The organism is Streptomyces sp. NPDC002018 (assembly GCF_042890865.1).
GTDB lineage: Bacteria > Actinomycetota > Actinomycetes > Streptomycetales > Streptomycetaceae > Streptomyces.
Map to the genome: position 1 here is coordinate 24,765 of NZ_JBIASO010000022.1, position 22,967 is coordinate 47,731.

General features: G+C 71.6%; 16 protein-coding genes, 2 pseudogenes and 1 riboswitch. Of the genes and pseudogenes, 3 read left to right on the forward strand and 15 right to left on the reverse strand.

The genetic code is table 11. From position 1 onward, the window contains the following. Window positions 1–170: 170 nt before the first annotated feature. The 4 genes from ACFYYH_RS28860 to ACFYYH_RS28875 all read right to left on the reverse strand — a co-directional run bounded on the left by ACFYYH_RS28860 (window position 171) and on the right by ACFYYH_RS28875 (window position 5,735). Window positions 171–848 (reverse strand): thymidine kinase, encoded by a 678-nt coding sequence (locus ACFYYH_RS28860; protein WP_388556950.1) that lies wholly within the window; start codon window positions 846–848, stop codon window positions 171–173. 88 nt (window positions 849–936) lie between these two features. Beyond that, the gene (locus ACFYYH_RS28865; RefSeq protein WP_388556953.1) at window positions 937–2,133 is read right to left on the reverse strand and encodes an alkaline phosphatase family protein; all 1,197 of its coding nucleotides are present in this window, start codon (window positions 2,131–2,133) and stop codon (window positions 937–939) included. After that, window positions 2,133–2,729: a DUF5998 family protein gene (locus tag ACFYYH_RS28870; protein ID WP_388556955.1), complete on the reverse strand. Its 597-nt coding sequence runs from the start codon at window positions 2,727–2,729 to the stop codon at window positions 2,133–2,135. The genes ACFYYH_RS28865 and ACFYYH_RS28870 overlap by 1 nt, the downstream gene beginning before the upstream one ends. A gap of 90 nt (window positions 2,730–2,819) precedes the next feature. Continuing rightward, window positions 2,820–5,735, reverse strand: coding sequence for a GNAT family N-acetyltransferase (locus ACFYYH_RS28875; RefSeq protein ID WP_388556958.1), 2,916 nt, complete (start codon window positions 5,733–5,735; stop codon window positions 2,820–2,822). A gap of 116 nt (window positions 5,736–5,851) precedes the next feature. Between ACFYYH_RS28875 and ACFYYH_RS28880 the strand changes: the two genes are divergently transcribed. Then, window positions 5,852–6,133, forward strand: coding sequence for an HPr family phosphocarrier protein (locus tag ACFYYH_RS28880; protein WP_388556961.1), 282 nt, complete (start codon window positions 5,852–5,854; stop codon window positions 6,131–6,133). Between the two features lie 163 nt (window positions 6,134–6,296). Here ACFYYH_RS28880 and ACFYYH_RS28885 read toward each other — a convergent pair whose 3' ends face one another. From ACFYYH_RS28885 to ACFYYH_RS28900, 4 genes are all read right to left on the reverse strand, one after another. Next, window positions 6,297–6,986 carry a GntR family transcriptional regulator gene (locus tag ACFYYH_RS28885; RefSeq protein WP_388556964.1) on the reverse strand — a complete coding sequence of 230 codons (690 nt, stop codon included), beginning with the start codon at window positions 6,984–6,986 and terminating at the stop codon, window positions 6,297–6,299. A gap of 132 nt (window positions 6,987–7,118) precedes the next feature. Further along, complete coding sequence (locus tag ACFYYH_RS28890; RefSeq protein WP_388556967.1) at window positions 7,119–7,880, reverse strand: M23 family metallopeptidase; 762 nt, start codon at window positions 7,878–7,880, stop codon at window positions 7,119–7,121. Window positions 7,881–7,893: 13 nt separating this feature from the next. Further along, window positions 7,894–8,064, reverse strand: a riboswitch (cyclic di-AMP (ydaO/yuaA leader). A 314-nt stretch (window positions 8,065–8,378) separates the two neighbouring features. Further along, window positions 8,379–9,761, reverse strand: a complete 1,383-nt coding sequence (locus ACFYYH_RS28895) for a M16 family metallopeptidase (RefSeq protein WP_388557175.1) — start codon at window positions 9,759–9,761, stop codon at window positions 8,379–8,381. 17 nt (window positions 9,762–9,778) lie between these two features. Further along, window positions 9,779–11,152: a M16 family metallopeptidase gene (locus tag ACFYYH_RS28900; protein ID WP_388557178.1), complete on the reverse strand. Its 1,374-nt coding sequence runs from the start codon at window positions 11,150–11,152 to the stop codon at window positions 9,779–9,781. A 261-nt stretch (window positions 11,153–11,413) separates the two neighbouring features. On the opposite strand from ACFYYH_RS28900, the gene ACFYYH_RS28905 reads away from it, so the two are divergent. Then, window positions 11,414–13,864, forward strand: coding sequence for a DNA topoisomerase (ATP-hydrolyzing) subunit A (locus ACFYYH_RS28905; RefSeq protein ID WP_388556970.1), 2,451 nt, complete (start codon window positions 11,414–11,416; stop codon window positions 13,862–13,864). 38 nt (window positions 13,865–13,902) lie between these two features. Here the strand turns inward: ACFYYH_RS28905 and ACFYYH_RS28910 are convergent, their stop codons facing one another. Together ACFYYH_RS28910 and ACFYYH_RS28915 are read right to left on the reverse strand one after the other, a co-directional pair. Next, window positions 13,903–15,072: a CobW family GTP-binding protein gene (locus ACFYYH_RS28910; RefSeq protein WP_388556972.1), complete on the reverse strand. Its 1,170-nt coding sequence runs from the start codon at window positions 15,070–15,072 to the stop codon at window positions 13,903–13,905. A 40-nt stretch (window positions 15,073–15,112) separates the two neighbouring features. Continuing rightward, window positions 15,113–15,622 (reverse strand): annotated as a pseudogene (locus tag ACFYYH_RS28915) (citrate/2-methylcitrate synthase); the annotation flags it as partial. Window positions 15,623–15,624: 2 nt separating this feature from the next. Between ACFYYH_RS28915 and ACFYYH_RS28920 the strand changes: the two are divergent. Next, a pseudogene (locus ACFYYH_RS28920) lies at window positions 15,625–16,101 on the forward strand (citrate/2-methylcitrate synthase); the annotation flags it as partial. Between the two features lie 450 nt (window positions 16,102–16,551). Here ACFYYH_RS28920 and ACFYYH_RS28925 read toward each other — a convergent pair. From ACFYYH_RS28925 to ACFYYH_RS28945, 5 genes are all read right to left on the reverse strand, one after another. Continuing rightward, window positions 16,552–18,168: a glycoside hydrolase family 13 protein gene (locus tag ACFYYH_RS28925; protein ID WP_388556975.1), complete on the reverse strand. Its 1,617-nt coding sequence runs from the start codon at window positions 18,166–18,168 to the stop codon at window positions 16,552–16,554. A 52-nt stretch (window positions 18,169–18,220) separates the two neighbouring features. Continuing rightward, entirely contained in the window at window positions 18,221–19,171 is a 951-nt protein-coding gene (locus ACFYYH_RS28930) for a carbohydrate ABC transporter permease (protein ID WP_388556978.1), read from the reverse strand. Window positions 19,172–19,186: 15 nt separating this feature from the next. Beyond that, window positions 19,187–20,143 (reverse strand): carbohydrate ABC transporter permease, encoded by a 957-nt coding sequence (locus ACFYYH_RS28935; protein ID WP_388556981.1) that lies wholly within the window; start codon window positions 20,141–20,143, stop codon window positions 19,187–19,189. A 13-nt stretch (window positions 20,144–20,156) separates the two neighbouring features. Next, window positions 20,157–21,506 (reverse strand): ABC transporter substrate-binding protein, encoded by a 1,350-nt coding sequence (locus ACFYYH_RS28940; RefSeq protein WP_388556983.1) that lies wholly within the window; start codon window positions 21,504–21,506, stop codon window positions 20,157–20,159. 263 nt (window positions 21,507–21,769) lie between these two features. After that, on the reverse strand, window positions 21,770–22,807 hold the full coding sequence (locus ACFYYH_RS28945) for a LacI family DNA-binding transcriptional regulator (RefSeq protein WP_388556986.1): 1,038 nt from the start codon (window positions 22,805–22,807) through the stop codon (window positions 21,770–21,772). Between the last annotated feature and the right edge of the window lie 160 nt (window positions 22,808–22,967).

The window sequence follows — 22,967 nt, forward strand, 5'->3', positions numbered from 1 at the left end:
GGACGGGGGCCGGCAGGCAGCGGGGCGGGAGGCGGTACACCAGGAGACTCGCGGGCTCACGGCTCACGGCTCACGGCGCACGGCTCACGGCTCACGGCTCACGGCTCACGGCTCACGGCTCACGGCTCACGGGCGATGATCCGCTCAGCGGGCCGCCGCGCGTCAGCCCGTCAGGCACGTCCCCCGGCCAGGGACTCCCCGCCGACCTCGACCGGCAGCACATCCGGGGAGAGCGTGGCCGCCCGTGCCGTGGCCGCGGTCATCCGCCGCCGGTGATGGCGCCGGCACAGCACCTCGTAACCGATCTCGTCGCCCGACTGGTGCACATCACCGACGACCACCTGGGCGCCCTCGACCACCATCGCGCCCCCGACCGTCCGCGCGTTGTGCGTGGCCCGCGCCCCGCACCAGCACAGCGCCTCCACCTGGAGCACCTCGACCCGGTCGGCCAGCTCCACGAGCCGCTGCGAGCCGGGGAAGAGCTTGGAGCGGAAGTCGGTGGTGATGCCGAACGTGAAGACGTCCAGGTCCAGATCGTCCACGACACGGGCGAGCTGGTCGACCTGCTCGGGGGCGAGGAACTGCGCCTCGTCGGCGATGACGTAGTCGCAACGGCCGCCCTGGGAGAGCCGGTTCACGAGATACGCGTAGAAGTCGAAGCCCTCGGCGGCCTCGACGGCGTCGGTGACCAGTCCGAGGCGGGAGGAGAGCTTGCCCTCGCCGGCCCGGTCGTCACGGGTGAAGATCATGCCCTGGAGCCCGCGCGCGGAGCGGTTGTGCTCGATCTGAAGAGCGAGGGTGCTCTTTCCGCAGTCCATCGTTCCGGAGAAGAACACCAGCTCTGGCATGAGGGGGTGACGGCCTTTCGGTTCTGGGCTGTGCGACACCGGGTCGCGGTCGGACGCGCCTGCGGCGGCCCGTAGCGGACGGAAGCGTCTAGGAGCGTACTTCGAGGAGGGGCACGAGCTGCTCGACGGGGGTCATCGAGCCGTGCATCCCGACCATCGCCGACTCGTGCGGCTCCTGGACGGAGGCGGTGATCACCACATCGTCGTGGGCCGCGGCGACGACATCGCCGATCCTGCCGTACACCCGCTCGTCCACCGTACCGGGCGGCCCGAACCAGCCCCCGGCGACCGCCTCGTCCCGGCTCGCCACCCAGAACCGGTCACCGAGCACCTCGCGCCAGACGGCGAGGACATCGGACTCGGCGCCCGGCACGGCGTAGACATGGCGGGCCCGTCCCTCGCCGCCGAGCAGGGCCACCCCGGCGCGCAGCTCCCAGTCCTCGTCGAAGTCGATGCGCGACTCCTCGTCGAAGGGGATGTCGATCATGCCGTGGTCGGCGGTCACATAGAGCGCGGCACGGGGCGGGAGCCGCTCGGCGAGACGCTGTACGAGCCGGTCGACATACATGAGCTGGCCGCGCCAGGCGTCGGAGTCCACACCGAAGCGATGGCCGTTGCCGTCGACCTCGCTGTAGTACGTGTAGACCAGCGACCGGTCCCCCGCGGCGAGCTGCTCGGCGGCCAGGTCCATCCGGTCCTCGCCGGAGAGCCGGCCGTGGAAGGTACCGCCGCTCAGCGCCACCTTGGTGAGCGGGGTGTTCTCGAAGGTCGGGGAGGACACCTGGGCCGTATGGACACCGGCCGCGTCGGCGAGCCCGAAGACCGTGGGGTACGGCTGCCAGATCTCCGGCGCGGTCCAGGGCTTCCAGCGGAGCTGGTTCATCAGGGCGCCGGTCGCGGGGTCGCGCACGGTGTAGCCGGGCAGTCCGTGCGCGGCGGGCGGCAGACCCGTGCCGACGGAGGCGAGGGAGGTCGCGGTGGTGGCGGGGAAGCAGGTGGTGAGGGGACGGCCGGTGGAACCGCGGGAGGTGCCGAGCAGCGAGGTCAGATACGGGGCCTCGTCCGGGTGGGCCCTGAGCTGTTCCCAGCCGAGGCCGTCGATCAGAAAGACGCAGTTCCGGTCGGCCGGGGTCAGCTCGGGGATGGCCGCGGTCAGATCCGGTACGCCCTGGCCGGCGGCGAGGGTGGGCAGCAGATCGGCGAGCGAGCCCGTGCCGTACTCGGGCAGCGGCGCGGAGCCGAGGGCGAGCGGGACGGGGTCCTGCCAGAGGGCTTCGGCGGCCATCAGCGGCCGGGGGCCGCGGTGGCGGCGGTGGCTTCGGAGAGCGCCTGGGCGAACGCGAGCGTCTGACGGACGGTGTCGGGGCCGTCGCCCGCCTCGCTGACCCGCAGGCTCAGATCGTCGGCGGTGGAGCTGCCGGTGTAGCCGTGGTCCGCCTCGCAGTTGGGGTCGCCGCAGGCGGCGGGCTCCAGGTCGATCCGGGAGACGGCGCCCCAGCCGATGGTGAGGACGACCTCGCGCGGCAGACTGCCGGGGGTGTACGACTCCGGGTTGGCGACGACCCTGCTGACCACCACGGACGAGATCCGGTCGAGCTTGACCGACTCGGTGGAGGTGGTGGCGTACGGGGTCGGGGACGTGGTGTCGGCGGTCTGCTCGTCGGTGTGGCTGACGATGAAACGGTGCGCGGTCAGGACGAGGACGGTGACATGCCGGCGCACCTCGTTGGCGTCGAAGGTGGTCTCCTGGTGCACCACGTACGACGCGATCTGCTCACCGCCGACAGCGGCCTCCACCGCTTCGGCCACGAGAGCCGGGTAGTAGCCGCTGCGCTCGATCGCCGTGCGCAGCCCCTGGGTCGTCGTACCGGTCTTCGCCATGGGCTCCATCCTACGGGGGCCGGATGGCTGCCGGAGACGCCCCGGAGGCCCCGTACGTTCCGGGGACTCCTCGGTAACTTCCGGGACTCCTCAGTAACTGGGGAGCCTGCGCGGGCCGAGATCGTCGCGGGCGGGCGGCGGGGCGAGGCGGACGCTCGCGTCGAGGACGGAGAGCCCGTGGGTGGCGACGACGACGGGTTCCAGGGTGACGGAGACGATCTCGGGGTGGTCGTCCACCAGCCGGGACACCCGCAGGAGCAGCTCCTCCAGGGCAGGGGTGTCGACGGGGGTGGAGCCGCGCCAGCCGAACAGCAGGGGGGCCGTCCTGATGGAGCGGATCAGATCGGCCGCGTCGCGGTCGGTGGCGGGTACGAGCCGGTGGGCGAGGTCGCCGAGCAGTTCGGAGGGCGCGCCGGCCAGTCCGAAGGAGAGGACGGCCCCGGCGGCCGCGTCGATGGCGGCGCGTACGACGGTGTCCACCCCGCGCGGGACCATCGCCTGGACGACGGGCTTCAGCTCGTCGGGGCCGCCGAGCGCTTCGGTCAGCTCGCGGTAGGCGAGGCGCAGTTGTGCCTCGTCGGCGAGGTCGAGCCGTACGCCGCCGAGGTCGGCGCGGTGGCGTAGATGCGGCGCGGTCGTCTTCAGCGCGACGGGGTAGCCGAGCCGGGCGGCGGCGCCCGCGGCGGAGTCCGCGTCGGGCGCGGGCAGCGTGGGCCGTACGGAGACGCCGTACAGGGCGAGCAGCTCGTGCGCGTCGGCGGGGGCGAGCCGCGTCCCGCGCGGATCGGCGCCCTCGCCGAGCAGCCGGTCGATCAGGGCGGCCGCCCCGACCTGGTCGATGACGTCGTCGAGGGACTCGGGGACCTTCCCGGGCTGCCCGGCCTCCCGCCGCCACCGTGCGTACCGTACGGCCTCGGCCAGCGCCCGTACGGCCCGCTCGGCGGCGGGGTACGCGGGAATCCGCGCACCGGCCCCGGGGCTCTCCGGCCCGCTCCCGCACACGCCTGAGGGCCCCGCCGGGCCGGCCGACGCGGGAGCCGGGGAGGCCGGAGCCACGGAGCCGGGAGCCGCGGACGGCGGACCGGGCGTTGCGCCGGGGGCCGCGCCTTCGGGGGCCGCGGGGCGGGTGGCGGCGCCGTTCGGGGCGGGGGCCGGCGCGGGTACGAGGGCTTCCAGGAGGCCGCCGATCTCCACATGGACCACCGCCACCGGCTTCGACGGCGCGTCGGCCGCCGCTTCCCGGAGGGCGCTGCCCAGCGCGCCCCCGTTGGTGGGGTCGAGCGTGCCCGTCTCCCCCACGTGCGGGATCGCGGTCACCACGACCGCGTCGCACGCGTCGTCGGAGAGGGCGTCCAAGAGCGCCACCCGGAAGTCCGTCGGGGTCGCCGCCGTCGTGAGGTCCCTGGGCGGGAGCGGGCGCAGGCCCTCGGTGAGGCAGGCGTCATAGGTGAGCAGGCCGAGCGACTCGGAGTTGCCGAGGATCGCGACGCGCGGCCCCGCCGGCAGCGGCTGGTGGGCCAGCAGCAGCCCCGCGTCGACCAGTTCGGTGACCGTGTCGACCCGGATCACCCCGGCCTGCCGCATCAGCGCCGAGACCGTCGCGTCCGGGATACGGGTGACCGGGACCGCGTGGCCCGGCGGTGTGCTGCCGCTGTGGCGCGCGCCCTTGACCACCACGATCGGCTTCACCGCCGCTGTGCGCCGGGCGAGCCGGGTGAACTTGCGCGGATTGCCGATCGATTCGAGATAGAGCAGGGCGACATCGGTGTCCGGGTCCTCGTACCAGTACTGGAGGATGTCGTTGCCCGAGACGTCCGCGCGGTTGCCCGCGGAGACGAAGGACGACAGGCCCGCGCCGCGCCGGTGGAGTCCGGAGAGCAGCGCGATCCCGATCGCGCCCGACTGGGTGAAGAGGCCGATGCGCCCCCGCTCGGGCGGCTGGGGCGCGAGCGACGCGTTCAGCCGTACGGCACCGGCGGTGTTGATGATCCCGAAGGCGTTCGGTCCGATGATCCGCATGCCGTACGAACGGGCCTGCCGGACCAGCGCGCGCTGCCGCTCCCTGCCCTCGGGGCCGCTCTCCGCGTAGCCGGCGGAGAGGACCACCAGCCCCCGTACGCCGTGTTCACCGCAGTCCGCGACCGCCTCGGGCACCCGTTCGGCGGGTACGGCCACCACCGCGAGATCGACCGGTTCACCGATCCGGGCGACGGCCTGCACGGCGGGGACCCCGTCGCACTCGGTCCTGTCCTCGCCGAAGGCCCGGTTCACCGCGTACACCCGGCCGGTGAAGCCCCCGGCGAGCAGATTCCGCAGGACCGTCCGGCCGACCCCGCCGGGCGCGCGCCCGGTGCCGACGACGGCGACCGAGCCCGGCGCGAGCAGCCGCTGCACCGATCGGGCCTCCGCCCGCTGCTCACGGCCCCGCTGGACCGCCAGCGACTCCGCGGTCGGTTCGAGATCGAGCGTGAGCCGTACGGAGCCGTCCTCGAAGCTGCGTTTCTGGGTGTACCCGGCGTCCCGGAACACCTTGATCATCTTGGTGTTGGCGGGCAGCACCTCCGCCGCGAAGCGCCGGATCCCCCGCTCGCGGGCGACCGCCGCGATGTGTTCGAGCAGGGCGGAGGCGACCCCGCGCCCCTGATGCGCGTCCTGGACGAGAAACGCGACCTCCGCCTCGTCGGCGGGCGCGGACGCGGGCCCTCCCCGGTCGTCGATGCGGTCGTACCGTACGGTCGCGATGAACTCGCCGCCCACCGTCACCGCGAGCCCCACCCGGTCCACATAGTCGTGGTGGGTGAACCGGTGGACGTCCTTCGCGGAGAGGCGCGGGTAGGGGGCGAAGAACCGGTAGTACTTCGACTCGTCGGACACCTGCTCGTAGAAGCTGACCAGCCGCTCCGCGTCGTCGGTGGTGATGGGCCTGATCCGGGCGGTGCCCCCGTCCCGCAGCACCACGTCCGCTTCCCAGTGACCGGGGTACGCATGGTCCGGCGGCGTCTCCATGGCCAAAGCCTACGGCGGCGGGGGCCCGCCGGGCCCGGGACGGGGGCACTCGGCGCACCATGAGAGCCTGGGCCGGACACCGTTTTTCAGACTTTTGAGACTTGAAGGGCAACACCATGGCTGAGCGCCGCGTCAATGTCGGCTGGGCCGAGGGGCTGCACGCCCGTCCCGCGTCCATCTTCGTCCGTGCCGCCACGGCCGCCGGCGTCCCCGTGACGATCGCGAAGGCCGGCGGCAGCCCCGTCAACGCCGCGTCGATGCTCGCCGTCCTCGGGCTGGGCGCGCGGGGCGGTGAGGAGGTCGTACTGGCCTCCGGCGCGGACGGCGCGGACGCCGCTCTGGACCGGCTGGCGAAGCTGGTCGCCGAGGGCCTGGACGAGCTGCCCGAGACGGTCTGAACGTACGGACGGCCCCACGGTCCGGCAGCCGCCGAACCGTCGGCCGCTATTCCGCACGACGAAGCCGCGGTGTGCTGAATTCAGCGCACCGCGGCTCGTTCTTTGCATGCGGGCAGCGAAGAATAGGTCGCTCTTTTTCATTTCTTTGTATACGGCGAGAATGTTAAGTGCGAGCACTCGCGGTGTTTACGGCATGTTGCGAAACCCTCACCTTTTCCCGGCCGCGCTCGGTACGGCGCAGCCGGTGCACAGCCGCCGTACGCTCCGCGTGCAGGGCGGTCAGGGACCGCGCGCGCTCCGCGTCGCCGCGCGCCACCGCGTCCACGATCGCGCCGTGCTCCGCCCAGGACTCCACGGGATGCGCGGGCTGGTCGACCACATACATCCAGGCGATCTTGTGCCGGAGCTGGGTGAGCGGGGCGGTGAGCGCCGGGCTCCCCGACGCCTGGGCGAGGGTCTCGTGGAACCAGGCGCCGAGCGAGCGCAGATCCTCGCCCTGGCCCCGCCTGGCCCGCTCCTGCCCCAGTCTGACCAGGCCACGGAGCACCTTGAGATGGGCCTCCGTACGGCGCTGGGCCGCGCGTGCCGCGCCGAGCGGCTCCAGGAGCTGCCGCACCTCCAGGAGATCGGCCGCCTCCTGGTCCGTGGGCTCGGCCACACACGCGCCGACATGGCGGCGGGTGGTCACGAAGCCCTCGGACTCCAGCGTGCGCAGGGCCTCTCGCACCGGGACCCGGGAGACGCCGTAGCGCCGGGCCAACTGCTCCTCGGTGAGCCGGCTGCCCCGTTCGAATACACCGGAGACAATGTCGTCGCGGATCGCCGTGCATACCGAGTGCGCGGGAATGCGCATGTCCGAACCTCCGACTTAATCCGCGCGAAACGCTGCCGATCGACGCCTGTTCCGTGACTCTATTGCAATCAACGCGGATTTCCGATGGGTGCCCGGAATCAATAGATATCTTTTGGCCAGCGGGGGCTTCGGTCAGACGTTCACACCGTGCGCGCGCAGATAGGCCACGGGGTCCATGTCGGAGCCGTACTCCGGGCCCGTCCTGGCCTCGAAGTGGAGATGCGGTCCGGTCGCGTTGCCGCTCGCGCCGGAGAGACCGATGCGCTGTCCCGGGACGACGGTCCGCCCGGCGGACACGGCGATCGAGGAGAGATGACCGTACTGGGTGTAGGTGCCGTCGTTCATCCTGAGCACGATGTTGTTGCCGTACGAGCCGCCCCAGCCGGCCTCGACGACGGTGCCCGCGCCGACGGCCACGACGGGGGTGCCGGAGGCGGCGTGGAAGTCGACACCCGAGTGGCTGCCTGAGGACCAGAGCGAGCCGCCGGTCCGGTAGCCGGTGGTCACGTACGAGCCGGCCACGGGGAGCCGGAAGGCGGCCAGGCGCCGGCGCTCGGCGGCGCGGGCCGCGCGCTGCTTCTCCGCGCGGATCTCCTTGGCGCGGGCCTCGGCCGCGCGGTGGGCCGTGGCCTTCGCCCTGGCCCGCGCGGCGGCGTGTCGCTGGGCCGCCGCCTGGGCGTCGATCGCGTCGGCGAGCGAGTCTCCGACGACCAGGGCCTGGGCCAGTCCTGGCCGGCCCGCGGCCCGGGTGTCCGGCCCGGCGGCATGCGCCGGGGCGGCCAGGGCGCCGAGGACACCGGTCGCGGTGAGCGTCGCGGCGCCGGCGGCGCTCATGCCCCTGCGGGTCCGGCGGCTGCGGGCACGGTGCTTCCCGGTGGCACGGGTGAACGCCATAGAGCGGTTGATCCTTTCCTTCCTTCTCGCCTACCGGGTCAGCTGACGGGTTCGGAGCAAGGAAGGTCTCCTACGGGCCCCTCCGCGCGGGTGTGCGCCGAGGCGTCCGATTCACCCCGGGGACTGCGTGTGGGTCCCCGGCTCCCCGGGCTCGCGCCTGACGGGGACTCGGCGATGACTGTCCGGTGCCGCGGTCGCGGCGGGGTACTGGCGAACAGCCGGACCGACGCTAAGCGGCTCGTCTTTCAATCACCAAATGGACAGGGCGTTTTGTAGCGCACACCACAGGGCAGACAGGCAACCTCCGCACTAAAGCGGACATATGAGGAAACCCCGGCGACCGTTGTCGCCGGGGTTTGTCTCACAGAAGGATTCTCTTTGCCGGGTTGTCGGGCGGCCGGGGTTGTCGGCTTATCCGGCTGCCTGGCTTACCGGACTACCGGACTACCGGACTACCGGGCGGATCAACCGGGTCACCGCGAGCGGCGGCCGGGAGCGTCAGCCGGAGACGACCGTCACGTCGCCGATTCCGAGCGCCGTGACCGGCTCCTTGATCTGCTCGGCGTCCCCGACGAGCACGGTGACGAGCCGGTCCACCGGGAAGGCGCTGACGGCCGCGGCCGTCGCCTCGACCGTGCCCGTCTCGGCCAGGCGTGCGTACAGCCGCGCCTGGAAGTCGTCCGGGAGATGCTGCTCGACCTGGTCGGCCAGCGTCGCCGCGACGGACGCGGCCGTCTCGTACTTCAGCGGCGCCACCCCCACCAGGTTCTGCACGGCCACATCGCGCTCGGCGTCCGTGAGGCCCTCGGCCGCGAGGGTGCGCAGCACCTTCCAGAGGTCGTCCAGCGCCGGGCCCGTGGACGCGGTGTCCACGGAGCCGCTGATGGCGAGCATCGCGGCCCCCGCCGGCCCGCCCGGCTCCGAGGGCGCGGAGGAGCGCAGCACCTGCCCGAAGGCGCGCACGCCGTAGGTGTAGCCCTTCTCCTCGCGCAGCACCCGGTCGAGCCGGGAGGTCAGCGTGCCGCCCAGGCAGTAGGTGCCGAGCACCTGCGCGGGCCAGACCCGGTCGTGCCGGTCGGGCCCGATCCGGCCGATCAGAAGCTGCGTCTGGACCGCCCCCGGCCGGTCCACGATGATCACGCGGCCGGTGTCGTCGGCGGTCACGGGCGGTACGGGGCGGGGCTCGGCGGTGTCGCCGGTCCAGGTGCCGAGGGTCTCCGCGAGCACCTCGTCCAGATCGACGCCGGTGAGATCGCCGACGACCACGGCGGTGGCCGTGGCGGGCCGCACATGCGCCTCGTAGAAGGCGCGGACGGCCGAGGCGTCGATACGCTCCACCGTCTCCTCGGTGCCCTGGCGCGGCCGGGACATCCGGGAGGAGGCGGGGAACAGCTCCTTGGAGAGCTGCTTGGCGGCGCGGCGGCCCGGGTTGGCGGTCTCGTGCGGGATCTCGTCGAGCCGGTTGCGCACCAGCCGCTCGACCTCGCTGTCCGCGAAGGCGGGGGCGCGCAGTGCCTCGGCGAGCAGGCCGAGCGCCTTGGGCAGCCGGGAGACCGGAACCTCCAGGGAGATCCGTACCCCCGGGTGGTCGGCGTGCGCGTCGAGGGTGGCTCCGCAGCGCTCCAGCTCGGCGGCGAAGTCCTCCGCGCTGTGCTTGTCGGTGCCCTCGGAGAACGCCCGCGCCATGATCGTGGCGACCCCGTCGAGGCCCTCGGGCTCGGCGTCCAGCGGGGCGTCGAGGTTGATCTCGACGGCCACCACCTGCTGTCCCGGGCGGTCGCAGCGCAGCACCGTCAGGCCGTTGTCCAGCGCACCGCGCCGGGGGGCGGGGAACGCCCAGGGCCTGGCCTCGCCGGCGGTCGGCTGCGGATGGAAGTCCATGGTCACGGCAGCGTCGCTCACTGGTCCGTCCCCTCGTGCTCGTCGGTCTCGTCGCCGGCCGTGTGCGCCGCGTCTGCGGCGTCCTCGGAGGCGAGCGGTTCGTACACCAGCACCGCCCGGTTGTCGGGGCGCAGCCGCGCGGCGGCGACGGCCCGCACCTCGTCGGCGGTGATGTCCAGCACGCGCGTGACGGCGGTCAGCGCGAGCTGCGGGTCACCGAAGAGCACGGCGAACCTGCACAGCTCGTCGGCGCGGCCGGCGACCGTGCCCAGCCGGTCCAGCCACTCGCGTTCGAGCTGGGCCTGGGCCCGCTCCATCTCCTCGGCGGTGGGGCCCTCGGCGGCGAGCCGGGCCAGCTCCTCGTCGACGGCGGCCTCGATCTGCGGGACCTCGACCCCGCCGGAGGTCTTCACATCGAGCCAGCCGAGGGAGGGGGCGCCCGCCAGGCGCAGCAGTCCGAAGCCGGCCGCGACCGCGGTCCTGTCCCGGCGCACCAGCCGGTTGTGCAGCCGGGAGGACTCGCCGCCGCCGAGGACGGTGAGCGCCAGATCGGCGGCGTCGCACTCGCGGGTGCCGTCGTGGGGCAGCCGGTAGGCGGCCATCAGCGCGCGCGCCGGGACCTCCTCGTGGACCTCCTGGCGCAGCTCCTCGCCGATGATGTCCGGCAGCGTGCCGTCGCGCGGCGGCTGCTTGCCGTCGTGGGACGGGATGGAGCCGAAGTACTTCTCGACCCAGGCGAGCGTCTGCTCGGGGTCGATGTCACCGACGACCGAGAGCACCGCGTTGTTCGGCGCGTAGTTCGTGCGGAAGAACGCGCGGGCGTCCTCCAGGGTCGCCGCGTCCAGGTCGGCCATCGAGCCGATCGGGGTGTGGTGGTACGGGTGCCCCTCGGGGTAGGCGAGCGCCGTCAGCCGCTCGAAGGCCGTACCGTACGGCACATTGTCGTACCGCTGGCGTCGCTCGTTCTTGACGACGTCCCGCTGGTTCTCCATGGACTCCTCGTCGAGCGCGGCGAGCAGCGAGCCCATCCGGTCGGCCTCCAGCCAGAGCGCCAGCTCCAGCTGGTGGGTGGGCATGGTCTCGAAATAGTTGGTGCGCTCGAAGCTGGTGGTGCCGTTCAGCGAACCGCCGGCGCCCTGCACCAGCTCGAAGTGGCCGTTCCCCTTCACCTGGGCCGACCCCTGGAACATCAGATGCTCGAAGAGGTGGGCGAGTCCCGTACGGCCCTTGACTTCATGGCGTGAGCCGACGTCGTACCAGAGGCAGACCGCGGCGACCGGGGTCAGGTGGTCCTCGGAGAGCACCACGCGCAGGCCGTTGGCCAGGCGGTGCTCAGTCGCTGTCAGGCCGCCGGAACCGGCCTGCGCTGTGGCCGTGTGACCCATGGGCATGTACGTCCCTTCGATCGCGATATGGAGAAGTCCTGCCACTGTATGCAAGCGTGCCGACACCTGGCGAAGTTCCCGTGCGGCACACCCGTGCGGGAAGCCCCGCCGAAGGCTCCGCCGGGCGTCCCGCGGAGGGCTCGCCGCGCCCCGTCGCCGGACCGTCAACGACGGGTCGAGGTCGGCGTTGTCAGCGGCTCGGTCCACAATGGTCGGCGTCAGCTAGAGAAGTTGCCGTACAGGACCTGTGAAGGAGCCGCAGCAGCGATGGCCCGCCGCAGCACGAAGACCCCGCCGCCGGAGGACTTCGAGGAGAAGATCCTCGACATCGACGTGGTCGATGAAATGCAGGGCTCCTTCCTCGAGTACGCGTACTCGGTGATCTACTCCCGGGCCCTGCCGGACGCCCGGGACGGCATGAAGCCGGTGCACCGCCGCATCGTCTACCAGATGAACGAGATGGGCCTGCGCCCCGACCGCGGGTATGTGAAGTGCGCGCGTGTCGTCGGCGAGGTGATGGGCAAGCTGCATCCGCACGGCGACGCGTCGATCTACGACGCGCTGGTCCGGATGGCACAGCCGTTCTCCATGCGGCTGCCGCTGGTCGACGGCCATGGCAACTTCGGTTCGCTCGGCAATGACGATCCGCCGGCCGCGATGCGTTACACCGAGTGCCGGATGGCCGACGCCACGTCACTGATGACGGAATCGATCGACGAGGACACCGTCGATTTCGAGCCGAATTACGACGGCCAGGAGCGAGAACCGGTCACGCTTCCCGCCGCGTACCCCAACCTCCTGGTCAATGGCGCCTCCGGGATCGCCGTCGGTATGGCGACGAACATGCCGCCGCACAATCTGGGCGAGGTCGTGGCGGCGGCCCGCCATCTGATCAAGCACCCGAGCGCCGACCTGGAGACGCTGATGCGTTTCGTCCCGGGTCCCGATCTGCCGACCGGTGGCCGGATCGTCGGACTGACGGGGATCAAGGACGCGTACGAGAACGGGCGGGGCACCTTCAAGATCCGGGCGACCGCGACGGTGGAGGACGTCACTCCGCGCCGCAAGGGCCTCGTCATCACGGAACTCCCCTTCACGGTCGGTCCCGAGAAGGTGATCGCGAAGATCAAGGACCTGGTCTCCGCCAAGAAGCTGCTGGGCATCGCGGATGTCAAGGACCTCACGGACCGCTCGCACGGGCTGCGACTGGTCATCGAGATCAAGAACGGCTTCGTGCCCGAGGCGGTGCTGGAGCAGCTCTACAAGCTGACGCCGATGGAGGAGTCCTTCGGTATCAACAATGTGGCGCTGGTCGACGGCCAGCCGCTGACGCTGGGGCTGAAGGAGCTGCTGGAGGTCTATCTGGACCACCGGTTCACGGTGGTGCGCCGCCGCAGCGAGTTCCGGCGCACCAAGCGGCGCGACCGGCTGCATCTCGTCGAGGGCCTGCTCGTCGCGCTGATCGACATCGACGAGGTCATCCGGCTGATCCGGTCCAGCGACAACTCGGCGCAGGCCAAGGAGCGGCTGATCGAGCACTTCTCGCTCAGCGACGTCCAGACGCAGTACATCCTGGACACCCCGCTGCGCCGGCTCACCCGCTTCGACCGGATCGAGCTGGAGAGTGAGCGCGACCGCCTCAACGGCGAGATCGACGAGCTGACCGGGATCCTGGACTCGGACACCGAGCTGCGCAAGCTGGTCTCCTCCGAACTGGCCGCGGTGGCGAAGAAGTTCGGCACCCCGCGGCGCACGGTGCTGCTGGAGTCGGCCGGTTCCTCGGTGGCGGCGGTGCCGCTGGAGGTGGCGGACGACCCATGCCGGGTGCTGTTCTCCTCGACCGGTCTGCTGGCCCGTACGGCCAACGGCGAGCCGCTGGAGGGCGGCGACGGCAGGCGCGTCAAGCACGATGTGATCCTCTCGGCCGTGCCCGCGACGGCGCGCGGCGATGTCGGCGCGGTGACCTCGGCCGGACGGCTGCTGCGGATCTCGGTGATCGATCTGCCGCAGCTCCCGGACACCGCCTCGGCGCCCAATCTGTCGGGCGGGGCCCCGGTCTCGGAGTTCCTCGCGCTGGAGGCGGACGAGGAGCTGGTCTGTCTGACCACGCTCGACGAGTCGTCCCCGGGCCTCGCGCTGGGCACGCTCCAGGGCGTGGTCAAGCGGGTGGTCCCCGACTACCCGGCCAACAAGGACGAGTTGGAGGTCATCACCCTCAAGGAGGGTGACCGTATCGTCGGCGGCGCGGAGCTGCGCACGGGCGAGGAGGATCTGGTCTTCATCACCTCCGACGCCCAACTGCTGCGCTACCAGGCCTCGCAGGTGCGGCCGCAGGGCCGGCCGGCGGGCGGTATGACCGGGATCAAGCTGGCCGAGGGCGCCGCGGTGATCTCGTTCACGGCGGTGGATCCGGCGGCGGACGCCGTGGTCTTCACGGTCACCGGCTCGGACGGCACGCTGGACGACTCGGTGCGGACGGCGAAGCTCACGCCGTTCGACCAGTACCCCCGCAAGGGCAGGGCGACGGGCGGTGTGCGCTGTCACCGGTTCCTGAAGGGCGAGGACATGCTGGCCCTGGCCTGGGCGGGGGCGAGCCCGGCGCGCGCGGCGCAGAAGAACGGCGCTCCGGTGGAGCTGCCGGAGCCGGACCCGCGCCGCGACGGTTCGGGGACACCGTTCACGGAAGCGGTCGAGGCGCTGGCCGGGCCCGCGCACTGACGGTGGCGGGGCGCCCTCCGCGGCGCCCCCTGCCGCCGCTACTGCCCGTCCGGGTCCGGGCCTTCGGGCTCGGGCCCGGGTCCGGGGCCGGTCCGGATCCCCGCGTCGGGCTCGGCGCCGGCGTCGGGTCCGGCCTCGGGACCGGGTCCTGACGGGTCCGGCACGTACCGCAGGACGCCCCACATCCCCCGGTCGTCGACGGGGGCGTCCCGCGCACCCGTCTCCTCGCACGCCGCCAGCTCCTTGAGCAGCGCGTCGCGGTCGATGCCGGAGCCGATCAGCACGAGCTGGGTGAGGCGGTCCTCCCCGCGCGACCAGGGCGCCGGGTGGAAGCGCAGGAACCGGCCGACCGCGTGCAGGGCGTAGCGGTTGGCCGGATCGAACGCGCCGAAGTCCACGAAACCCTTGATCCGGTAGAGCCCTTCTGGCCGGGAGTCCAGGAACTCCATGAGCCGACGGGGGTTCATCGGGGCCCGCGCGGTGTACGAGACGCTGTCGTACGCGGCGTGGAGATGGCCGTCGTGCCCGGTGCCGGCGTCCTCGTGCGGTTCCTCCTCGGCGTACAGGTCCTCGAAGGAGAGCTGACGGGCCTTCTCCTCCTCCAGCGGCACGACGGCCGGGTCGAACAGCAGCTCCGGGTCGATCCGGCCGTACGAGGCGGGGACCACCGGTGTCCCGGGCGCGAGTTCGCCGAGGGCGGCCAGGACGCGCCGCCGCTCCGGCTCCGCCACCCGGTCGGTCTTGTTCAGGACCACGAGATCGGCGAGCGCGAGATGGCGCTCGATCTCGGGGTGACGCTCCCGGGTGGCGTCGAACTCGGCCGCGTCGACGACCTGGACGAGTCCCCCGTACACCGTGCCCGGATGGTCCCCGGCGAGGATCATCCGGACGAGTTCCTGCGGTTCGGCCAGTCCGCTGGCCTCGATGACGATGATGTCGATCCGGGCGGCGGGCCGGCTGAGCCGCTCCAGATAGGTGTCGAGTTCGCTCGCGTCGACGGCGCAGCACAGACAGCCGTTGCCGAGCGAGACCGTCGAACCGACCTGTCCGGCGACCGTCATGGTGTCGATCTCGATGGCGCCGAAGTCATTGACGACCACCGCGATGCGCCGGCCCGCGCGGCGGCGCAGCAGGTGGTTGAGCAGGGTCGTCTTGCCGGATCCCAGAAAGCCGGTGAGGACCACCACCGGGATCTGCTGCCTGCTCACGAATGCGCCTCCGTGCCGCGTCGGTTCTGTGCCGTTCCGCTCAGCGGGCCGGGACCGGCTGGGGCGGGGGCGGTCCCGCGTAACGGGCCGCCGGGCGGATGATCTTGGAGTCCTCCGCCTGCTCAAGGATATGGGCGCTCCAGCCGACCACCCGGGCCGCGGCGAAGGTCGGCGTGAACATCGCGCGCGGCAGCCCGCACAGCTCCATGACCACGCCCGCGTAGAACTCCACATTGGTGTGCAGCTCACGGCCCGGCTTCAGCTCGGCGAGGATCGCCTCGACCCGGGCCTCGACCTGGACGGCGAAGTCCACCAGCGGTCCGCCGAATCCCCCGGCGATCTCCCGCAGCATGCGCGAGCGCGGATCCTCGGTGCGGTAGACGGGATGCCCGAACCCCATGACCCGGTCCCCCGCCAGGACCCGTTCCCTGATCCAGGGGTCGATCCGGTCCACGGTGCCGATGGCGTCCAGCGTGTCCAGGGCCCGGCTCGGCGCCCCGCCGTGCAGGGGTCCCGAGAGCGCCCCGACCGCACCGGCCAGACAGGCGGCCGCTGGAGGGACCGCTGCACGGCGCGGCGAGCGGTCCGGCCCACCGGATGCTCACCGAGGTCCTGGAGCGCGGCAGCGCCGGCGCCGTGGTGGCGGACCACCTCCGGTCGGGCCGCCAGGTGCCGGGGCTCGGCCACCGGCTCTATCCGGGCCGGGATCCGCGCGCCGAGGCGCTGTTCACCGTGGTGCGGGAGCTGCCGGGGGCCGGTCCCGTGCTGACGGCGGCTCGGGAGGTGGAGGCGACCACCGCCCACCATGTGCGTCTGTACGCCAATGTCGATCTGGCGCTCGCGGTGCTCTCGGTGGCCGCCGGGATGCCGGCCGAGGCGGGTGAGACGGTGTTCGCCGTGGCCCGTACGGCGGGCTGGATCGCCCACGCGCTGGAGGAGTACGGGGAGCCCCCGCTCAGGCTGCGCCCGAGCGGCCGGTACAACGGCCCCCGCCCGCCGAGGGATCCGCCCGGAGCGGGGAGGCTCTGAGCGGACGGATCCACGGACGGACGGGAGACCGGGCAGGAGGAGCGCGTGCCACGGGGCCGGGACGACCGGGCCAGGACGACCGGGCCAGGCACCGGGCTCGCCCGGTATCCGCGCCCCCCGGCGCGGATACCCGGACGTCCCGGACACCGGACACCGGTCTCGTGCGGACACCAGCCCGCCTGCGGACGCCGGCCGTCCGCGGATGCCGACGGGTGTCGGCGGCGGGCCGGCCCATAGCCCCGGACACCCGCGGCTACGGGCCGGGGGCGGCGCGGGCGCCCGGCCGTGGCCGCCCGGCGACGCCATGGCCGGGGCGACCGCGTGCGGGCAGGGGTCCGGCCGGGCCCGGGGTCCCGTCCGGGCACCGGCCGGCTGCTGACGCCCGCCCGGTTCAGGTACGGCCGGGCGCCAGCCGCGTACGTCCCCGGCCGGAGCGGCCGGGGACCGGGCTCAGGCCCGGAGCCAGGCCGCCGTGTCGCGCGGCAGCCGGCCGTCGTCGGCCACGGGGCCGCTGAGCAGCAGGACACCGCTGTGCGCCGGGAGCTCGGCCGGCTCCTCGCCGAGGTTGACCACGCAGATCAGCCCGTCCGTACGGCTGAAGGCCAGCACCCCCGGGGCCGCCTCCAGCCAGCTCATCGGTCCGTCCCCGAAGCCCGGTGCCGTACGGCGCAGCCGCAGGGCCGCGCGGTACAGCGTGAGCATGGAGCCGGGGTCCGCCTCCTGGAGATCGGCCGCGTAGGTGGACCAGGCCTCCGGCTGCGGAAGCCAGGGTTCGCTCTCCGAGCCGAAGCCCGCGTACGGCGCATCCGCGGTCCACGGCAGCGGCACCCGGCACCCGTCGCGGCCCGGGTCCGTACCGCCCGAACGGAAGTGCATCGGGTCCTGGATCCGGTCGAGCGGGATGTCCACCTCGGGCAGCCCCAGCTCCTCGCCCTGGTAGAGATAGACGGCGCCCGGGAGGGCCAGGGAGAGCAGCGCGGCGGCACGGGCCCGCCGGGTGCCCAGCTCCGTGTCGGTCGGGGTGCCGAACGCCTTCGCCGCGAAGTCGAAGCCGGTGGCCTCGCGTCCGTACCGGGTGACGGTACGGGTCACATCGTGGTTGCAGAGCACCCAGGTGGCGGGGGCGCCGACCGGGGCGTGCTCGGCGACCGTGGTGTCGATCGCGGAGCGCAGCAGGTCCGGGTCCCAGGGACAGGCCAGGAAGGTGAAGTTGAACGCGGTGTGCAGCTCGTCGGGGCGCAGGTACCGTACGAAGCGCTCGGTGTCCGGCAGCCACACCTCACCGACGAAGATCGCGTCGTACTCGTCGGCGATGGCACGCCACGACCGGTAGATGTCGTGCAGTTCGTCCCGGTCGACATAGGGGTGCGGGTCGCGCCCGGCGGTGAAGTCGGGCAGGGCCGGGTCCTTGGCGGGCAGCGCGGCCGAGTCGATCCGGACACCGGCGACCCCGCGTTCGAACCAGAAGCGCAGCACGTCCTCGTGCTCCTGGCGTACCGCGGGATGGGCCCAGTTGAGGTCGGGCTGCTCGGACGCGAAGAGATGGAGGTACCACTCGCCGTCGTCGAGCCGGGTCCAGGGCGTGCCGCCGAACTCGGAGGTCCAGTCGTTGGGCGGGATCTCACCGTGCTCGCCGCGCCCCGTCCTGAAGTGGAACAGTTCGCGCTCGGGGCTGCCGGGGCCCGCCGCCACCGCCGCCTTGAACCAGGCGTGCTGGTCGGAGACATGGTTGGGCACGACATCGATGATCGTACGGATGCCCCGCTCACGGGCCTCGGCGATGAGCTTCTCGGCCTCCGCGAGGGTGCCGAACGCCGGGTCGATGGTGCGGTAGTCCGCGACGTCGTAGCCGCCGTCGGCGAGCGGGGAGAGGTACCACGGGGTGAACCAGAGGGCGTCCACGCCCAGTTCCACGAGATACGGCAGCTTGGCCCGTACACCCGCGAGATCACCGGTGCCGTCACCGTCACCGTCGGCGAAGCTGCGTACGTAGACCTGGTAGATGGCGGCATCCCGCCACCAGTTCTTGTCGGCGGGCTCCAGAGGGGCAGGGGAGGGCTGTCTCACAGTGCGAAGCCTTCTGCGTTGGGGTGAGGGGGGTGGGCCGGCGCGGGGCTGGTCAGCCCTTGGTACTGCCGGCGCTGATGCCGGCGATGATGTGCCGCTGGAACACCAGGAACATCAGGACCATCGGAATGCTCGCGATCACCATGGCGGCGATCAGCACGGAGAGCGGGATGTTCTGGGAGAGCTGGACGAGTGCCACGCTGATGGGCTGCTTGTCGGTGTCGGAGAAGACCATCAGCGGCCAGAGGAAGTCCTGCCAGACGGCCACCAGCGCGAAGATGGACACCACGCCGAGCACCGGCCTGGACATGGGCAGCAGGATCGACCAGAGCGTACGGAGCTTTCCCGCGCCGTCGATCTCCGCGGCCTCCAGCACATCGCGCGGGATCTGGTCGAAGAACCGCTTGAGGAGATAGAGGTTGAAGGCGTTGGCGACGGCCGGGAGCCAGATGCCGAGCGGATCGTTGAGCAGACTGGTGTGGATCAGCGGCAGATCGGCGATGGTCAGGTACTTCGGTACGAGCAGTGCCTGGGCCGGGACCATCAGGGTGGCCAGGATGCCGCCCAGGATGATCTTCCCGAACGCCGGCCGCAGCTTGGAGAGGGCGTAGGCCGCCGCCGTACAGAAGACGAGCTGGAGGATCCAGGCACCGGCGGCCTGCACCACCGTGTTCCACAGATGCGTCGGGAGCTGCATCAGGTCCCAGGCGTCGGTGTACGCGGTGAGGGACCAGGACTCGGGGACCAGTGTGGGCGGTGTCTGGACCAGTTCGTCGGGGGACTTCATGGCGCCGGAGGCCATCCAGTACACCGGGAACAGGAAGGCCAGGACGAAGGCGAGGACGACCCCGCCGAAGACCGTCCAGTAGAGGGTTCTGCCCCGGGTGCTCGCGAGCGCGAGGGGCGAGACGAGGGTCCGGACGGCCGGACCCCGCGAACGGCGCCGGGCGGGTTCTTCGGGCGAGGGGGGTGCCTGCCGGGGAGGCGGCGCGATCTGGGTCATGGCGCTGCGCTCCTCTCAGTCGTCGGTGCGGGTGAGCCGCAGATAGAGGGCGGAGAAGAGACTGAGCACGATGAGCAGCATCACGCTCAGGGCGCAGGCCCCGCCGAAGTCGTTGTAGAGGAAGGCGTACTTGTAGATCAGATAGAGGATGGTGACGGTGGAGTTCTCCGGACCGCCCCCGGTGATCACGAAGGGCTCCGTGAACACCTGCATGGTGGCGATGATCTGGAGCAGCATCAGCATCAGGATGATGAAGCGCGTCTGCGGGATGGTCACATGCCGTACGCGCTGGAAGATGTTGGCGCCGTCCAGCTCCGCCGCCTCGTAGAGCTCCCCCGGGATCCCCTGGAGCGCGGCGAGATAGATGAGGACCGTGCCGCCCATGTTCGCCCAGGTGGCGACGATGACCAGGGACAGCAGCGCGGTGTCCGCGCCGTTGGTCCAGTTCGAGGTGGGCAGATGGAGGAAGCGCAGTGCCTCGTTGGCGAGGCCGGCGCCCGGATCGTAGAACCACTTCCACAGCAGGGCGCTGACCACCGGCGGGATCATCACCGGGAGATAGACGACCACCCGGAAGAACGACTGCGCGTGGCGCAGCTCGTTGAGGACGAGTGCCATCACGAACGGCACCGCGAAACCGATCAGCAGGGCGATCAGGGTGAAGGTGAGGGTGTTGCGCCAGGCCGCCCCGAACTCCGGGTCCTGGAAGACCTGGGTGAAGTTCTCGGTCCCGACCCACTCGGGAGCGGATCCGGGCGTGTACTCCTGGAAGGCGATGATCACCGCGCGGATCGCCGGGTACCAGGAGAACAGCGCGAAACAGATCAGGCCGCCGATCAGGAAGCCGTAGGCGCGGACCTGGTGGGAGAGCCGGCGCGCGAGGGGGCTCGCGGACCGGCGGCCCGCCGGGCGCGGTCCCGGGGTGGCGGGCGGCGCGGCGGCGGACCGGTGGGGGGCCTGGACAGTCTTCATCGGTGCGTCAGCCTCAGCCTCGGGCCAGAATTCCGTCGATCTTGGACTGCGCGTCCTTCAGCAGTCCGTCGATGTCGGCGTCCTCCTTGGTGAGGACCGCGGAGACCGCTCCGTCGAGGACCGAGTAGATCTGCTGGGCCTTCGGCGGCTCCAGCTTCGCGGTGAGCTGCTGGCTGCCGTCGAGGAACGACTGGTAGTTCTCCACCGGCACATTGGCGTACTGCTTCTTCAGATCCTGGTCCTTGGCGTCGGTGGCGCCCGTCCAGAGCCGCGGCTCGGGGAGGCCGACCGGGGCCTTCAGATCGGCCGCGCGCTTCCAGTTGTTGAGGCCCGTGCCGGGAGTGTTCGTCTGGTACTCCAGCCACTTCAGGCCGGCCTTGATCTGCTCCGGGGAGGCCTTCTTGCTGAACATGTAGCCGTCGCCGCCGATGAGCGTGCCCTTGCCGCCGGGCATCGGGGCGAGCGCGAGGTCCTCGTACTTGCCGCCCTTCTCCTTGACCAGGATCGGGATGTTGTCCGGCGCCGAGATGTACATGCCGAGCTTGCCGGAGCCCATCATCTGCTGGACGTCGTTGAGGATCAGGAGCTGCTTGGTGCCCATGGAGTTGTCGGTCCAGCGCATGTCCTTCAGCGTCTGGAGGACGGCCTTGCCCGCCGGGCTGTCGACGGCCGCGGACTTGCCGTCCGGGCTGACGACATCGCCGCCCTGCGAGTACATCTCCGCGGTGAAGTGCCAGCCGCCCTGGTTCTGCGCGCTGTAGTCGGCGTATCCCACGTAGCCCTTGCCCAGTCCCGCGATCTTCTTGGCGGCGGCGCGGACCTCTTCCCAGGTGGCCGGGGGCTTGGTGGAGTCGAGGCCGGCCTGCTCGAAGAGCTTCTTGTTGTAGAGGAGGCCCATCGAGTAGTTGGTACGCGGAACGCCGTAGACCTTGCCGTCGACGGTGTAGACGTCGCGCAGCGACTGCTGGATGTCGCTGTACCCCTTCATGTCCTGCACATAGGACGTGATGTCCGCGGCCTGCTTGATGTCGACGACGTGCTTGGCGTCCGTGAAGTACGTGTAGAAGACGTCTTCCATCTGACCGCCGGCGAGCTTGGCGTCGAAGGTCTTGGGGTCCTGGCACGGGAAGGCGTCGCGGCCGACGACGTCGATGTCCGGGTTCGCCTTCTCGAACGCCTTCATGTCGGCCTCGAAGCTCTGCCGGTCGATCTTGGCGCTCTTCGGAGGCATGCAGTTCACGGTGATACGCGTCTTGCCCCCCGCGGTGTCCTCGCTGTCCGAGCCGCACGCGGCCAGTCCAGTGAGGGCGAGCGCGGAGGCTATGGCTGCGGTACAGGTACGGCGGAACCCGGAGCTTCTCATCGGTGGGACCCCTCTTGCGGCAGGAGCGTGTCAAACCCACAGCTTCTCGCTGTGTGGCGGCGCTCACTCAACCACTAACTACGGATGTCCGCAATATGTCGCCCCGATTTCGCAAATACTTGACAGTGGGCTGCATGGGCCGGTTTCATCCGGGCGGGCCCTCTTCGCATATCGGGACGTGCGCAAACACCGACGGGGCCCGCCAAGGGGCCCCGTTCGGGTGTCGCGCGACCGGCCGCCCGAGAGACGGGCCGGGGGACGGGTCAGGCGCCGGCGGCCGCCTCCGCGGCCGCCTGGCGGGGTGCCTGCGCCGTGGAGCCCCGTACCACCAGCTCCGGCTCGAACAGCAGCTCACCCGGCGGTACGGCACCGCCCTGGATCTGGGCGTTGAGCATCTCGACGGCCGCCCGGCCCATGGCCTCGATGGGCTGGCGCACGGTGGTCAGCGGCGGCTCGGTGCAGTTCATGAAGGCGGAGTCGTCGAAGCCGACGACCGACACCTCGCGCGGTACGTCCAGACCGCGCCGCCGCGCTGCCCGTACCGCCCCCAGGGCCAGCGGGTCGCTGGCGCAGATGATGCCGGTGACCCCCCGGTCCAGCAGCCGCGACGCCGCCGCCTGGCCGCCCTCCAGGGAGAACATGGTCCGTTCGATGAAGGCGTCGGGAAGCTGTGTCCCCGCGGCCCGCGCCGACGCGAGCGCGGCGGCGAGCTTGCGCCGGGAGGGCACATGGTCGGAGGGGCCGAGCACCAGGCCGATGCGCTCGTGGCCGAGCGAGGCGAGATGGCGCCAGGCCTGCTCGACGGCGACGGCGTCGTCGCAGGAGATACAGGGGAAGTCGAGGTTCTCTATCGGCGCGTTGATCAGCACGACCGGAATCTTGCGCTCGGCGAGCTGCCGGTAGTGGTCGTGCGGGGCGTCGGCCTGCGCGAACAGTCCGCCCGCGAAGACCACCCCGGACACCTGCTGCTGGAGCAGCAGCTCCACATAGTCCGCCTCGGAGACGCCGCCCTTGGTCTGGGTGCAGAGCACGGGGGTGAGACCCTGCTGGGCCAGGGCGCCGCCGATCACCTCGGCGAACGCGGGGAAAATGGGATTCTGGAGTTCCGGCAGCACCAGGCCGACCAGCCGGGCGCGCTCTCCGCGAAGCTGCGTCGGCCGCTCGTAGCCGAGGACGTCCAGCGCGGTCAGCACCGACTGCCGCGTGGCCTGGGAAACTCCGGGCTTGCCATTGAGCACCCGGCTGACCGTGGCCTCGCTGACCCCAACCTTCTTCGCCACCTGAGCAAGTCGTCGCGTCATACACGCAAGACTATCGCAAGGCATGCAAGCTACTTGCTTATGAGCGTAAAGAGGGTGGCAGGGGCGGTGCCGGCCGGAAGGATCCGGCCGACACCGCCCCGCCGACAAACGGACTGAACGGTGGATTACGGACGCCGCGGGGGCCTCCCCGCCGGTCCGC

What these genes read in the sequence shown, in the direction of transcription:
- ACFYYH_RS28860 (WP_388556950.1), bottom strand. Translation starts at nt 848, where the DNA reads ATGCCAGAGCTGGTGTTCTTCTCCGGAACGATGGACTGCGGAAAGAGC.
- ACFYYH_RS28865 (WP_388556953.1), bottom strand. Translation starts at nt 2,133, where the DNA reads ATGGCCGCCGAAGCCCTCTGGCAGGACCCCGTCCCGCTCGCCCTCGGC.
- ACFYYH_RS28870 (WP_388556955.1), bottom strand. Translation starts at nt 2,729, where the DNA reads ATGGCGAAGACCGGTACGACGACCCAGGGGCTGCGCACGGCGATCGAG.
- ACFYYH_RS28875 (WP_388556958.1), bottom strand. Translation starts at nt 5,735, where the DNA reads ATGGAGACGCCGCCGGACCATGCGTACCCCGGTCACTGGGAAGCGGAC.
- ACFYYH_RS28880 (WP_388556961.1), top strand. Translation starts at nt 5,852, where the DNA reads ATGGCTGAGCGCCGCGTCAATGTCGGCTGGGCCGAGGGGCTGCACGCC.
- ACFYYH_RS28885 (WP_388556964.1), bottom strand. Translation starts at nt 6,986, where the DNA reads ATGCGCATTCCCGCGCACTCGGTATGCACGGCGATCCGCGACGACATT.
- ACFYYH_RS28890 (WP_388556967.1), bottom strand. Translation starts at nt 7,880, where the DNA reads ATGGCGTTCACCCGTGCCACCGGGAAGCACCGTGCCCGCAGCCGCCGG.
- ACFYYH_RS28895 (WP_388557175.1), bottom strand. Translation starts at nt 9,761, where the DNA reads ATGGACTTCCATCCGCAGCCGACCGCCGGCGAGGCCAGGCCCTGGGCG.
- ACFYYH_RS28900 (WP_388557178.1), bottom strand. Translation starts at nt 11,152, where the DNA reads ATGCCCATGGGTCACACGGCCACAGCGCAGGCCGGTTCCGGCGGCCTG.
- ACFYYH_RS28905 (WP_388556970.1), top strand. Translation starts at nt 11,414, where the DNA reads ATGGCCCGCCGCAGCACGAAGACCCCGCCGCCGGAGGACTTCGAGGAG.
- ACFYYH_RS28930 (WP_388556978.1), bottom strand. Translation starts at nt 19,171, where the DNA reads ATGACCCAGATCGCGCCGCCTCCCCGGCAGGCACCCCCCTCGCCCGAA.
- ACFYYH_RS28935 (WP_388556981.1), bottom strand. Translation starts at nt 20,143, where the DNA reads ATGAAGACTGTCCAGGCCCCCCACCGGTCCGCCGCCGCGCCGCCCGCC.
- ACFYYH_RS28940 (WP_388556983.1), bottom strand. Translation starts at nt 21,506, where the DNA reads ATGAGAAGCTCCGGGTTCCGCCGTACCTGTACCGCAGCCATAGCCTCC.
- ACFYYH_RS28945 (WP_388556986.1), bottom strand. Translation starts at nt 22,807, where the DNA reads ATGACGCGACGACTTGCTCAGGTGGCGAAGAAGGTTGGGGTCAGCGAG.